This is a genomic window from Flavobacterium sp., from assembly GCF_044371705.1.
Classification (GTDB): domain Bacteria; phylum Bacteroidota; class Bacteroidia; order Flavobacteriales; family Flavobacteriaceae; genus Flavobacterium.
Genome location: NZ_JBILTE010000055.1, coordinates 1 through 14,527 on the forward strand (window position 1 = coordinate 1; position 14,527 = coordinate 14,527).

General features: G+C 36.2%; 13 protein-coding genes. 5 read left to right on the forward strand and 8 right to left on the reverse strand.

All coding sequences use genetic code 11. From position 1 onward, the window contains the following. Positions 1-207: 207 nt before the first annotated feature. Complete coding sequence (locus tag ACIQ2S_RS05575) at positions 208-1,164, forward strand: fasciclin domain-containing protein (RefSeq protein ID WP_396173709.1); 957 nt, start codon at positions 208-210, stop codon at positions 1,162-1,164. Positions 1,165-1,645: 481 nt separating this feature from the next. On the opposite strand, the gene yidC is transcribed toward ACIQ2S_RS05575, so the two are convergent. From yidC to rho, 8 genes are all read right to left on the reverse strand, one after another. Next, positions 1,646-3,544 (reverse strand): membrane protein insertase YidC, encoded by a 1,899-nt coding sequence (gene yidC / locus ACIQ2S_RS05580; protein ID WP_396173712.1) that lies wholly within the window; start codon positions 3,542-3,544, stop codon positions 1,646-1,648. A gap of 44 nt (positions 3,545-3,588) precedes the next feature. Further along, positions 3,589-5,199: a CTP synthase gene (locus tag ACIQ2S_RS05585; RefSeq protein WP_396173715.1), complete on the reverse strand. Its 1,611-nt coding sequence runs from the start codon at positions 5,197-5,199 to the stop codon at positions 3,589-3,591. 130 nt (positions 5,200-5,329) lie between these two features. After that, the gene (locus ACIQ2S_RS05590) at positions 5,330-5,560 is read right to left on the reverse strand and encodes a DUF3820 family protein (protein WP_396173717.1); all 231 of its coding nucleotides are present in this window, start codon (positions 5,558-5,560) and stop codon (positions 5,330-5,332) included. A gap of 48 nt (positions 5,561-5,608) precedes the next feature. After that, positions 5,609-6,010, reverse strand: a complete 402-nt coding sequence (locus ACIQ2S_RS05595; RefSeq protein WP_396173721.1) for an OsmC family protein — start codon at positions 6,008-6,010, stop codon at positions 5,609-5,611. Further along, positions 6,010-7,896, reverse strand: a complete 1,887-nt coding sequence (locus ACIQ2S_RS05600) for a LysM peptidoglycan-binding domain-containing protein (protein ID WP_396173723.1) — start codon at positions 7,894-7,896, stop codon at positions 6,010-6,012. The genes ACIQ2S_RS05595 and ACIQ2S_RS05600 overlap by 1 nt, the downstream gene beginning before the upstream one ends. A gap of 18 nt (positions 7,897-7,914) precedes the next feature. After that, positions 7,915-8,604, reverse strand: coding sequence for a LysM peptidoglycan-binding domain-containing protein (locus ACIQ2S_RS05605; RefSeq protein ID WP_396173725.1), 690 nt, complete (start codon positions 8,602-8,604; stop codon positions 7,915-7,917). Positions 8,605-8,607: 3 nt separating this feature from the next. Then, positions 8,608-10,137, reverse strand: coding sequence for a glutamine-hydrolyzing GMP synthase (guaA, locus tag ACIQ2S_RS05610; protein WP_396173727.1), 1,530 nt, complete (start codon positions 10,135-10,137; stop codon positions 8,608-8,610). Positions 10,138-10,363: 226 nt separating this feature from the next. After that, a complete protein-coding gene (rho, locus tag ACIQ2S_RS05615) occupies positions 10,364-12,079 on the reverse strand; it encodes a transcription termination factor Rho (RefSeq protein ID WP_396173729.1) in 1,716 nt (571 codons plus the stop codon). 172 nt (positions 12,080-12,251) lie between these two features. On the opposite strand from rho, the gene ACIQ2S_RS05620 reads away from it, so the two are divergent. The 4 genes from ACIQ2S_RS05620 to ACIQ2S_RS05635 form a co-directional block, all read left to right on the forward strand. Further along, positions 12,252-12,662, forward strand: a complete 411-nt coding sequence (locus tag ACIQ2S_RS05620; RefSeq protein WP_396173740.1) for a DUF4293 domain-containing protein — start codon at positions 12,252-12,254, stop codon at positions 12,660-12,662. Between the two features lie 157 nt (positions 12,663-12,819). Continuing rightward, complete coding sequence (locus tag ACIQ2S_RS05625; RefSeq protein WP_396173731.1) at positions 12,820-13,479, forward strand: response regulator; 660 nt, start codon at positions 12,820-12,822, stop codon at positions 13,477-13,479. Positions 13,480-13,483: 4 nt separating this feature from the next. Then, positions 13,484-13,771, forward strand: coding sequence for a hypothetical protein (locus ACIQ2S_RS05630; RefSeq protein ID WP_396173733.1), 288 nt, complete (start codon positions 13,484-13,486; stop codon positions 13,769-13,771). A gap of 3 nt (positions 13,772-13,774) precedes the next feature. Beyond that, positions 13,775-14,527: tetratricopeptide repeat protein (locus ACIQ2S_RS05635; protein WP_396173738.1), on the forward strand; the 753-nt coding region annotated here is incomplete at its 3' end.

Genomic DNA, 14,527 nt, shown 5'->3' on the forward strand with positions numbered 1-14,527 from the left:
AATATTTACCATTTTGTTTATTAAAAATATGTTAAAGTTAAACATTATTTACTTATCAAAATATTTTACAACTTATTTATATTCAATATTTTATAAGAAATATAAGCAACTACAACGATGTAGTTTTTTAAAAACGTTCATTCTTTTGTGTTTTATATTAAACAATTTTATTTACATTTGTCTAAACAATTAAAAAAAATAAATGCTATGAAAAAATTTCAAAAATTTGCTATGATTGCATTACTTGCAATTGGAACTATCGCTTGTGACAGCGATGATGATGCTGCTCCGGCACAACAAACAATCACGGAAATTGCTGTTGCAAATCCAGATTTTTCAACTTTGGTAACGGCGTTAACTCGCACGGATCTTGCGGACGTATTAGACGGTTCAGGCCAATACACGGTATTTGCTCCTACTAATGCAGCGTTTACTACTTTCTTCGCCTCTTTAGGTCCTAATGTGAACGTTAACAACGTAAATGTTGATGTGTTAGAGAATATCTTACTGAACCACGTAATCGCTTCAGAAATTAAAAGTAGTGCAATACCTGCATCTACTTATGTGTCAACGCTATCACCTTTTAACACGTCTACAGGTTCCCCAACAATCAGTATGTTTGTTCAAAAAGCAGGTTCGGTTGTAACATTAAATGGTGGTGTAGCTAATTCCGGTGCAGTTGTAACTACAGCTGATATTGATGCAAGCAACGGTGTTATTCATGTTGTTAATGCAGTTATCGCGATACCAACAATTAAAAACCACGCCATTGCTAATCCAGCTTTCAGTACTGTAACAGGACTTTTATCTACACAAGGATTAGTACCTACGTTAGACGGAACTGTAGGAGCTCCTTTCACCGTGTTCGCCCCAGTAAACAGTGCCTTTACTACAGCAGTTTTAGGAATTTATAATGGTTTGAGCTCTACAAATAAAACAAACTTGTTAAAATACCATGTTGTGGGTGGTATCAACGTTCGTTCAAATGCAATTCCATCAGGAAATATTCCAACACTTTTCACACCTCAAACATTTAGTATTACCGGTACTTCTATTAACGATGCTGGTTCAACTGTTAACAAGAATATCACTGTTACAGACGTACAATGTTCCAATGGAATAGTACACGCTATTGATGGAGTTTTATTGCCGTCTTTTCCATAATATCAAAATTTGCTATGAAGTTGAAAGCCTCGCATTTTGCGGGGCTTTTCTAATTATGATAACTTTATATAAATCAAAACTACTAGCACCTGTTTTCTCGCCAAGTCTCAGAACGCGAAGGATGCAACGTTTTTTTGAACACAGATTATAAAAATTTTAGTAATTATTATAATGTATTTGGATTGATTTAATTCAGTAAAAATGAACCGCGGATGTAATGGATTAGCTTCGCTAAAAGCGAATTAGGGCGGATTAAGATGGGTTACGATTTTTAACCGCAGAAAGTCTCAAAGTTAACAGCCCGCTATGCGACACAGAATCTATGTGAAAAAAAAACAGTAGTAACTATTCAGATTAAATATTTTATTAAAAAATATCCTTTACCATGTTATTTAATCAACAAACATTAACGTTTGTATTTGATTTTCAAACACAAAAAAGCCCCGCAAATGCGAAACTTTCTAGCGAAAAATAAATTTCCTTATTTCTTTTTATTCAAGCTTTTTTGTTTCTCAGCTTCCTCCATCATCTCCTGCATTTTGCGTTGGAAACGATTCATGGTTTTAGGTTTCGTTTTATTTTCTTGAATTTTAGCGTGTATTTTCTCGTCGTTAATAATGTAGTTTTTAATGACCAACATAATTCCGATGGTAATCGTATTGGATACAAAATAATACAAACTCAAACCGGAGGCAAAGTTATTAAAGAAAAATAACATCATTAATGGTGAGAGATAAATCATAATCTTCATAATCTTACCCATATCCGGCATACCATCCTGTGGTGGCGTGCTCATCATTTGATCGCCGGTGGTCATTTTCATATAGAAGAAAATAGCAATCGAAGCTAAAATTGGAAATAAACTCACATGACTTCCATAAAAAGGAATATAGAACGGTAAATTTAATACCGAGTCAAATGAAGATAAATCATCGGCCCATAAGAAACTTTTCTGTCTTAAATCAATAGCCGATGGAAAGAAACTAAACAACGCATAAAACACTGGAATTTGCATCAAAGCCGGCAAACAACCTGCCATGGGGTTTACTCCTGCTTTGTTGTACAACTTCATGGTTTCCTGTTGTTTCTTCATCGGGTCTTTGGCATACTTCACATTCAATTCATTCACTTCGGGACGAATCACTTTCATCTTTGCTTGAGACAAATACGATTTATACGTAACCGGCGACATCACAATACGCACCAAAATAGTCAAAACAATGATGGCAATTCCGAAGGGGAAAAACCGAATCAAGAAATCAAACGTTGGAATAAAAATATATTTATTAATCCAACCAAAAATTCCCCATCCCAAAGGAACAATTTCGTCTAAATTACGGTCGTATTCGTCTAAAATATGATAGTCGCTGGGACCGTAATACCAATTCATATTGTAGTTTACTTCGCCATTTTTGAATGCTAAGGGAACCGATGCTTTAAATTGTTTGGTGAAAATGGTATCTTTTTCTTCATCTTTCACCAAGTTTTCAGAAACCACTACTGCCTTTTCAAAAGGAGTGTCAGTCAATAAAACGGCACTGAAAAAATGTTGTTTATAGGCAATATAACTTACATCTACAGGCTCGTCGGATGTAGATTCTCCTTGACCCAAATAATCGTCTTTGCCTCCCTCGTATTCAAAAACTAACTCGGTATATCGATTTTCATAGGACACACTTTTCTCGTTGCGATAAGATTTTAAGTTCCAGTCTAAATTCAATGGATTGGACGTATTTAAAACGGTATTCAACCCATTCGAGCGAATAGCAAAATCAAGCATGTACTCGTTTGGTTTCAAAACATAACGGTATTCTAAAAATTGCGTTGGACTCGCTTTTAATCGCAAAGTCAACACCTGATTTGCTCCTTCTTTTGTTACAACGGGCTCAAAATATAAATCTCTTGTATTCAAAGAGCGATTATCGTTCGTTTTTAATTGAATATTAAAATCGGCATTCCCTTCTTTGATGATTTGAACCTTTTGACCACTTCCTTTTTTGAATTGCTCAAACGCTTTCATTTCAGCTTCAACAATGTAACCTCCTTTATTGGCGATTTTTAACCGGACCAATTCATTTTCGAGTGTTGTAAACGATTCTTTGGCTGATGGCAAAGCTGCCGAATAAGCAAATGCACCTAACGTACTTTTTAATTGAGCTACTTGAATTGAATCGGAAACAACTACTTTTGACGTATCTGCTGCCACAACTTTTAGTTTTTCAACTTTTGGTTGTGCCTGCTTTTGCACTTGTTCTTGTTTGGCTTTTTCTAATTGCTCTTTTGCTTGATTTTGCTGACTGTTATACATGACCCAAACCAAAATCAAAAAGATTAGGCCGAAGCCGATAATGGAGTTAAGGTCTAATTTTTTTTCTTCCATGAATGAAATTTCTAGAGGTTGTGCGGATTCGAAAATCGAATCAACTATTTTTTATTTTTAACTGCTGCGGCAACAAAATTCACAAATAACGGATGTGGATTGGCTACGGTACTTTTATATTCCGGATGGTATTGGACTCCGATAAAAAACGGATGGTTTTCTATTTCTACAATTTCTACCAAACCGGTATCCGGATTGATACCTGATGCTTTCAACCCTGCATTTTCCAATTCGGAAAGATACGCACTATTGAATTCATAACGGTGACGGTGACGCTCTAAAATTTCGGTTTTACCATAGATTTTATGAGCCAAAGAACCTTCCTTAATCGAACATTTCCAAGCTCCTAAACGCATAGTACCTCCTTTATGGGTAACATCTTTTTGTTCTTCCATTAAGTTAATAACCGGATGTGGCGTTTCCTGATTCATTTCGGTTGAATTGGCCTCGGCATAACCTAAAACATTTCGTGAATATTCGATAACAGCCATTTGCATCCCTAAACAGATTCCGAAAAACGGAATTTTCCGTTCACGAGCGTAGCGTACCGTTTCAATTTTTCCTTCGATTCCTCGTTCGCCAAAACCGGGTGCAACTACAATACCGTCTAATCCCCTTAATTTTTCAGCAACAGATGCTGCATCAACATATTCTGAATGCACACTGATGACATTCACTTTTGTTTCATTGGCGGCTCCTGCATGGATAAACGCTTCTAAAATCGACTTATACGAATCTTGTAATTCAACATATTTTCCAACCAAACCAATGTTAACGGTGTGCTTCGGGTTTTTCAACTTTCGTAAAAACTCATTCCAATTGTCTAAATTGGGGGTTGCTTTTTCAGGTAAATCCAGTTTCTTTAAGGCTACTTTATCCAAACCTTCTTCCAACATCAAATTAGGAACGTCATAGATGGTTTTAGCATCAATTGATTGGATGACCGCTTCGCGTTTTACGTTACAAAACAACGCTAATTTGTGTCGCAATTCTTCCGATAATTCATGTTCGGTTCTGCAAACCAAAATATCTGCTTTGATTCCGCTTTCCATCAAGGTCTTCACAGAATGTTGCGTAGGTTTCGTTTTTAATTCACCGGCTGCAGCCAAATAAGGAACTAATGTCAAATGAATAACAATGGCATTATTCTCACCTAAATCCCAAACCAATTGACGCACCGATTCAATGTAGGGAAGCGATTCAATATCACCCACGGTACCGCCAATTTCTGTAATCACAATATCAAAATCACCTGTTTTACCAAGTAATTGCATGCGTTCTTTAATTTCGTTGGTTATATGAGGTACCACCTGAACGGTTTTACCTAAAAATTCGCCTCTACGCTCTTTTTCAATCACAGAAAGATAAACTCTTCCTGTGGTCACGTTGTTTGCTTGTGAAGTGGGAACATTTAAAAAACGCTCGTAATGACCTAAGTCTAAGTCTGTTTCTGCACCGTCATCCGTTACATAACATTCGCCGTGCTCGTACGGATTAAGAGTCCCGGGATCTACATTAATATAAGGATCAAATTTTTGAATGGTCGTACGGTAGCCTCTGGCTTGTAACAATTTTGCTAAGGAAGCTGCTATAATCCCTTTTCCTAAGGAAGAAGTCACACCTCCGGTAACAAAAATATACTTAGTCTGATTCATGGTAGTTGGTTGTGTAATATCGTTTTTTTAAACGGGGCAAAAATACGATTTTATTAGATAATTATGGAAATTGAAATTGAGATAATTTCAATAAATTTCAAAAGGAGGTTCCAGCTAAGAATTTTACTAGCTATGGTTTTGGAAATTTCTTCCGTATCGTTCGCACCAAATCTTCCAAACCGTTGAGTTGCAATTCGTAAACCAATTGCAATTGCTGACCCAAAACACCATTCGGGAAACCCTTGTTCTTATACCAAACCAGATAAAACTCGGGCAAATCAATCAAATAGCGGTCTTTGTATTTGCCGTACGGCATTTTGGTATGTGCTAGTTTAATTAAGACTTGTTGATCGGGATTCATATATTGACAATTGATGAATACCTTTTCATCAGAAATTAAAATCTAGTACTACTTCCAATTAAAAGTGATCTCTTTTTCAATGTCCGGATGCAAACTCAATAAAACGGGACACGTCATGGCGGCTCTTTCTAAAATAATCTTTGCTTTTTCATCCACAGCAACACTCATGTTGAAAACTGCAATTATTTTAGCAATCTTTCTTGGTTCTGCCTGCATAATTTTAGTTACCTCAACTGTCGAATCGGTCAAATCAACATTTAAATCTCTTGATTTAATTCCCATAATGGAAACCATACAAGTAGCGAGTGAATTGGCAACCAAATCGGTTGGAGAAAAAGCTTCGCCCTTTCCATGGTTGTCTTTAGGTGCGTCTGATAAAATTTCTGTTCCCGATTGAACATGAACAGAAGTGGTGCGTAAATCGCCTATGTAGATTACTTTTGAAGTCATTAGTTTAATTCTAAAACGGTATAATCTTCTTGATACTGCATGATATAAACACCTGTATTTTCATAGCCGGCAGGGGTTCGCTGCACGTAGTCAAATTTGTTTTCTAAATATTGTGTACCTTGATTAGTTGCCGATTGTTCAAAACCTTCCGGTTGCAGAACCCTTAGAATTGCATCAAATGTTACATCAAAACCTCTAATGGCATATTGATTGGGAAACACATTGTTTATTTTTTTATAGGCATTCGCAAATTGCAACGATTGCGGTGTGTCTTGGTATTTGGTTAAAGAAGCAAAAATAATTTTCTGCTTAACCAATCGTTCAAAGACCTCATCGGTTTCAAAAGTTGAATTTAAATCCAGTATCACCAATTCTGCATTGAATCCTTTGGCCTTTGCCTCGTTACACAAGGCGATCGATTGAAGAATCATTGACGTACTACCCGTATCTAAAACCAAATAATTGACAACATTCGCCTTCAATTTTGGTTGGATACTATCATATTTCACTCTGCCTTTGTCATCAAATGGGGCAATAAAAACTTCAGAAAAATTAGCTTGTAAATAGCTTCGTGTTGCATTTCGTTTGGCATCAATCAAAGCTACAATGTTTCCATTTGTTTTCTTCAAATGATGCATCATTCCCTCTCGCAATTGATTAGCAGAGGGCATTGAAACATATAAATTAGGAAATGATTTTGTGGTTTCTCGCAGCGGAGAAATAACCGGAATATTTTCCTCCTTCAACAATTCGGCTACTTTTTCAACATACTGCGGGTAAAATGGTCCAATGACCGCATCAACCTCGGAAAAATTTTTACTTTTAACTAAATTGGCTACATTTGATGAATTACGCGTTTCCTGCGAATCATAAATTTTAAAATTTACATGTAAACCTAGTTGCTTTGCAGAATCAATTGCCATCAAAGCACCCGTATAAAATTCTAAGGTAAGATTTAAAAAACTGTCCTTTTTTAGTCGAGCTTGAGTAGTTAAGGTAGTATCGGAAGCAATTTTTGAAATATTGAATGGCAATAACAATGCGATTTCCTTTTTTGAAGAAGCTACCGTTTCAATGATGCTTGTAATTTCTTTCTTTTCCGGTTTCAAGGCATTTGCAATAGGGATTTTCAGTTGCATTCCTTCGCGAACACCTTCTTTCAACTCAGGATTCAATTGTATTAATTTCTCTTGAGAAAGCTTAAAATTTTTAGATAAACCGAAAAGCGTTTCTTTAGGTTTTACTTCGTGTAAAAAATAGTCTTTGTCAACAACTTTTGGTTCGGGTGTCGTTTTTACTTCCTCTAAAATGGCAGTTGAGACTTGTATCTGTTGCAAAATTATAAGTTTATATCCTTCCGGCAAGCCTGAAATAATTTCCGGATTGAGTTTTTCAAGATTTTCAACAGTCGTATTATACTGTTTGGCAATTCCAAACTTGGTTTCTTTGGGTTGAACAATATGATAAACAGGTTTTACACCCGTAGTTGTTTCTGTTGGCTTTGCAACTACATCGCTTGTTGAAGGTATCATTAGAACTGTTCCAACCGACAACGCAGATTTATCAATGGTTGGATTCGCCTTTTCAAGTGATTCTACCGAAACATTATATTGTTTCGCTATACTGAAAAAAGTTTCTTTGGACTGAACTGTATGCGTTTTTTTCAACTCTTTAAAAGTTGCCTTACTCGGAATAATTAAAACACTGTTTTCCTGAATTCCGCTTTTAGCATCCGGATTTAACTGATAGATATCATAAGGGGTTACCTTGTACTTCTGAGCAATGTGGGTAATGGTTTCCCCTTTAGCAACCACGTGCTTTACATGCGATTGCGAACAACCTATGGTCATCCATAACAGAAAAATAACTAAAGAAATTTTACGCATCATAATTCTATTAAAACTCTAATTAACTGTGATCAAGAGTATTTGATCGACCTGTAATCCCCTTTTCAAAATCGCTTGATTCTGCTTTTGAATGGCTGCGATAGAAACTCCGTACTTTTTAGATAAACCGTAAAGTGTTTCCTTCGGTTGCACCACATGTTTTATAGTTTCGCCTGATTTGTACGACGGACTTTTAACAACTGCTCCACGAACCGGAATCGCAAGAACCTGACCTATTTGCAACGCAGACTGACTAAGCTGCGGATTTAGTTTTTTAAGCTCTTCAACTGTACAAACGTATTCTTTTGACAATCCGTATAATGTCTCGCCTGCTAGTACTTTGTGAAACCCGTCACTCTCAGTTAATTTTGAAGGTGTAAACTCCTTCGCTTCAGTGTTCGGTGCATCTAAAATCAATTCCGCTACTGTTGCTTCATTTAGTTTAACAACCGCCTGATCGTTAGATAAGGCGGTTGTTTTGGGCGAAGGAAAAGTTAAAACCATTCCTTGTTTGATACTATCTAATGCAAAGCGATTGTTTCTGTAAACTACTGACGGATCTACACCATATTGTTTTGAAATATTTAATATGGTTTCTCCGGAAACGACGGTATGACTAACCGCAGTGTACTCGATTATTTCCTTTTTATCTTGTGCCCAAAATAAAGGAGTTAGAAAAGAAAAGAGTAGTACGGATCCTGTTTTCATTGTTTATTCCCATTCAATGGTGGCGGGTGGCTTGGAGCTAATGTCATACACCACGCGGTTTACACCTTTTACTTTATTTATAATTTCATTCGAAATTTTCATTAAAAACTCGTAGGGTAAATGCACCCAATCGGCAGTCATCCCATCGGTTGATTCTACCGCTCTCAAGGCTACTACTTTTTCATACGTACGCTCATCGCCCATTACTCCTACACTATTTACGGGCAATAAAATCGCTCCGGCTTGCCATACGCGATCGTACAACCCATGCGTCTTTAAACCTTCAATAAAAATAGCGTCAACTTCCTGCAATATACGAACTTTTTCTTTGGTGATGGCACCTAAAATTCTGATGGATAATCCGGGTCCCGGAAACGGATGTCTTCCCAGTAACTCAGGGTCGATTCCTAAAGTGGCACCCACGCGTCGCACTTCATCTTTAAACAACATTCGTAACGGCTCCACTATTTTTAGTTTCATAAAGTCAGGCAAACCACCTACGTTATGGTGCGATTTGATAGTGGCTGACGGACCTTTCACCGAAATCGATTCAATCACATCCGGATAAATAGTTCCTTGTGCCAACCATTTTACATCTTCTATTTTGTGAGCTTCGTCGTCAAAAACTTCAATAAATACCCGTCCGATTGCTTTGCGTTTTAGTTCCGGATCTTCAATGCCTTCCAATTGGTCTAAAAAACGATCGCCGGCATCTACTCCTTTCACGTTCAATCCCATTCCTTTGTATTGATCCAATACATTTTGGAATTCGTTTTTGCGTAGCAGTCCATTATTTACGAAAATACAATACAAATTAGTACCGATGGCTTTGTTTAACAAAACTGCAGCAACGGTTGAGTCTACGCCTCCCGATAATCCTAAAACAACTTTGTCGTTTTGTAATTTTTCCTTTAGTTCACCTACGATATCTTCTACAAATGCATTGGGTGTGAAATTTTGAGGAACTTGGGCAATTTTTACCAAAAAGTTCTCTAAAATTTGTTTGCCATCTACTGTATGATACACTTCGGGGTGAAATTGAATAGCATACGTAGTTTCGCCTTCAATTCGGTACGCCGCATTTTCAACATCTTTGGTACTGGCCAAACGAACTCCATTTGTTGGCATTTTTTTTATAGTATCGCTATGACTCATCCAAACCTGACTATTTAAAGCTACTTCGTCCAGAAAATGTTCGTCGTCTTTCACATAACTCAGATTGGCTCTACCGTATTCTCTTATATTTGACGGGGCTACTTCGCCACCACTAAAATGGGCCAAATACTGAGCTCCGTAACAAACCGCCAACAAAGGTAATTTGCCACGAATTTGCGATAAATCAGGATGTGGAGCATCGTCGGCACGAACAGAAAACGGACTACCCGAAAGAATAACAGCTTTAAAACTTGATAAATCACTTGGAACGTGATTGTAAGGAAAGATTTCGCAGAATATATTTAACTCTCGAACTCTTCTCGCAATTAACTGAGTGTATTGCGAACCAAAATCTAATATAAGTACATTGTGTTGCATGGGCAAAAATAGTTATAATCTTGAGAATAAAAAAAAGGGAAATTAGAATTTTATCTTTTTAGATCTTCACATCCATTAAAGTCATAAATTGATTCTTAAAAACAAATCTGATCCGTTTGTAGATACTATTTATAAATAAAATAAAGGTGTCAAAAAATCTTTATTTTGTCATTCCGAAATAAATTCGGAATGACAAAATCCAAGAATTTAGGACACCCTCTTTTAGTTAATCATTCATAGAAATCAAAAACTCTTCGTTGTTTCGGGTTTTTTTGAAACGGTCGTTGATAAAATCCATGGCTTCCACAGGATTCATATCCGCAAGATATTTTCGCATAATCCACATGCGGTGTATTGTATTATCGTCTAGCAACAAGTCGTCTCTTCGAGTGCTTGAAGATGTTAAGTCAATTGCCGGGAAAATTCGTTTGTTAGATATTTTTCTGTCTAATTGTAGTTCCATGTTACCGGTTCCTTTAAATTCTTCAAAGATTACCTCGTCCATTTTTGAACCGGTTTCAGTCAATGCTGTGGCAATGATACTTAACGAACCTCCGTTTTCAATATTTCGGGCTGCTCCAAAGAATCGTTTGGGTTTTTGTAATGCATTGGCGTCCACACCTCCACTTAACACTTTACCTGAAGCAGGTTGTACGGTATTGTAAGCTCTCGCCAAACGTGTGATGGAATCTAATAAAATAACTACGTCGTGTCCGCATTCTACCAATCGCTTAGCCTTTTCCAACACTATGTTGGCCACTTTCACGTGTCTGTCGGCAGGTTCGTCAAAGGTGGAAGCAATTACTTCGCCTCGAACACTGCGTTGCATATCGGTTACCTCTTCCGGACGTTCGTCAATTAATAAGACAATCAAATACACTTCCGGATGATTGGAAGCGATGGTATTGGCAATATCTTTTAACAGCATGGTTTTACCCGTTTTGGGCTGTGCAACAATCATTCCGCGTTGTCCTTTTCCGATTGGAGAGAACAAATCGATAATTCGTGTAGATATAGATGCTTGTTTTTCTGCTAATTTGAATTTTTCCTGAGGGAAAATCGGCGTTAAATGCTCAAAAGAGATTCGATCACGAACCACTTGAGGATCATGTCCATTAATTTTTAGAACTTTAACCAAAGGGAAAAATTTCTCTCCTTCTTTTGGTGGTCGAACCACTCCTTTTACGGTATCGCCTGTTTTTAAACCAAACAATCTGATTTGTGAAGTCGACAAATAAATATCATCGGGCGAAGCTAAATAATTATAGTCAGACGAACGCAAAAATCCGTAACCATCCGGCATCATTTCTAATACGCCTTCGCTTTCAATAATGCCGTCGAATTCATAGTCGGCATCTCTAAAATTATTCTTCTTGCCTTTGAAGTTGGGATTTTGGTTGGGATTTTGGTTGCCGTTGCCATTAGGGTTCCCGTTGGAGTTTCCGTTGCCATTTTGCGACTTCTGAATAAATTTTGGGTTCTGAGGTCTGGCATTTGGGTCTTCAGTGTTGACCTCTTCTTTTTGAATTTCAGTAGCCATTTCCTCTTCTGAAATGGTATTATCTTGCTCTTGATTGTTGAAATCTTTCTTTTTAATGAAAACCTTTTTATCAAATCTCGGCTTTTCTACGGGCACTGTTTGCTCTTGACCAACTTCGGGAGCCGGTACTTCAGCGTTTTGGACAAATTCTTCCGCTGGTTCAGAAGCGAATAGTGTTTTTTGAGAATCCACACCTTGAGCAGGTTTGATTCGAATCCGTTTGGATTTTGCGTCTGCTACCTGTGGAGCAACAGTCGCAGTATTTTCAGCAACTGCTTGTTTTTCTAAAATCTTGGTGATTAACTCGTCTTTCTTTACACCGGCAGATTTAATATTGGCAATTTTAGCTATTTCTTGAAGCTCGGTAAGCTTCATTTCCTTTAATACAGAAATTATAAACATGAATGTTCTAGGAATTAATTTTTTGAAAAATCAATGAAGTGATATTTTTTTAAGAATATTTCCGAAGAGTGAAGTTCTTGCGGTAATGCCTTGCAATAATACAATTATTTTTTTAGCAAACAATAGTTTTTATTAAAAAGAAAAATATATTTTTGTGACTCAAAAAATTCAAATGATCCAACGCATACAAACACTTTACCTAATTGTTGCTGCCATTGTAACAGGTGTGCTGCCTTTTTTAGTGCCTTTGCGGACCGATGGTACTAGCATAGCTTACTATTTTACATCTGAATGGAGTTACATGATTTTATTCGAACTAAGTACCGTTTTATCAATAGTTAGTATTTTTTTATACAAAACAAGACAACATCAATTTGTTTTAGGCAGATTGAACATAATATTGAATTTAATTTTATTAGGATTGCTGATTTTCAATTCGATCACTTTATCCGGAGATGTTGCGTTATCAAAGAAGGGTATTGGGCTAATGCTTCCTTTTGTTTCTATCGTGTTACTGGTTTTGGCCAACAAAGCCATTCAAAAGGACGAAAAACTCGTAAAATCTTCGAATAGATTGCGGTAAACCTATAATCTTAGTTAATTTTAGTGCGTGAAAATCCGAATCAAAAAATTCGGATTTTTTTTTACAAATCTACAGAATGCAAATTTTTTAAACTTGTTACCGTTTTATTAGTAAAAAAATTATATTTTTCGGCAATATTTGATTGTTAAAGTACTAAATGGATAAAAAAATAAGAATATTTTTAGCAGATGACCACCAAGTCCTAATTGATGGAATACTGGCAGTGCTCAAAACCAACCCCAGGTTTGAGGTTGTAGGTTACTCGCTAAACGGCGATCAACTTTTAGAAAAAATGCACCATTTAAAAGTTGATATATTGGTAATGGATATCAATATGCCACTACAAGACGGCATTGAAGTGCTTAAAGAATTTTCTGTGCATGGGTACATTTGCAAAATAATTATTCTTTCTAGTTACGATGATTTTAAATTGATTAAAGAGGTTTTAAAATTGGGTGCTAGTGGTTATTTATCAAAAAATTGTGCCGGTGAAAATATCATTGAAGCTATATTAGCCGTTGCCAACGGAAAACAATACTTCTCTGACAACATTCAAGATAAAATGCTTCAATCATTTACAAGTAAAGGAACTGAGTCTTCTTCAAATATTCATTCTACAGCCTTACCGTTAACCGATCGTGAGTTGGAAATTCTAAAACTTATTAGCCAGGAATACAGTGGAAAAGAAATTAGTGAAGAGCTTTTTATAAGTTCCAACACGGTAGAAACACATCGCAAAAACCTCATCAAAAAGCTAAACGTAAAAAATACCATTGGTTTAGTAAAATATGCAATCAAACACAATTTAATTAATTAATACTATGGAACTATTAGGCACTTACAGCATCAGCAGAATTAAAAATGCATCGTACGAAATAATTTTTGAAATTCCTGACAATTGCAGTTACAACTTGCAAACAACTCCGGGAAGCTATACTGTAGAAATCCAGTTAAAAAATGGGCAAAAAGCACCCTCAACCAATTTTAACACATACAACTTTACCGCTTTGGCAGCCGGGGATGATATTTTAATTGAGTTCATTCAACAGGAGTTTGCTACCTCCCTCTCCACCATGAAAACCAAACCAATTATTCGTATCTATATTTAAGAAATGAAGTTCAAATTCTTTTTTGGAACCATTTTACTGCCTCTTTTTAGTCTTGCTGCACCTGTGCAAGAAAAAAAAATTATTGATTCAATGTCGTATTATGAATCGAAAAAGGATTGGATCAAGGCATTAGAATATGGTCAAAGAAAATCTGAAAGTTATTTGAAGGACAAAAAATATGATAACTACCGTGCCATTTCGTTACGAACATCTAAAATATACGCTCAATTAAACGAGAACCATAAGGCAATTGAATTGTTGTTAAAAGCTTCTAAAACTCCGGAAGTGAACAATCCAAAAGTGAACAATCCTACCATGTACATTGAACTGGGTTTGCGATATTCGTTTTTGAGAGATACCCTCAAATCAAAAAAATACTACCACAAAGCTCTAAAAACGTCGTTGGTAAATAATGATAATGAGAATCAAAAAAATGCTTATCAAAATCTTTTCCGACTGAATATAAATTCCAATCTTGACAGTGCATACTACTTCATGAAAAAAAAATTTGCATTAGACAAAAGGGATCAAGGAATCTACGGCCTATCTGCAAGTTACAACAATCATTTTGCCTATTATATTCAGAAAGGACAATATGAAACAGCAAAAAAATATTTAGATACATGTTTGGTACTTTCTCAAAAAACAGATAAATCTTCCATTAAAATCAGTGCATTGAGTAATTTGGGATATTACTTCATGGTTGTTGAACAGGATTTTCAGAAAGGGGCTGATTATTACAATGAAACTTTGGAT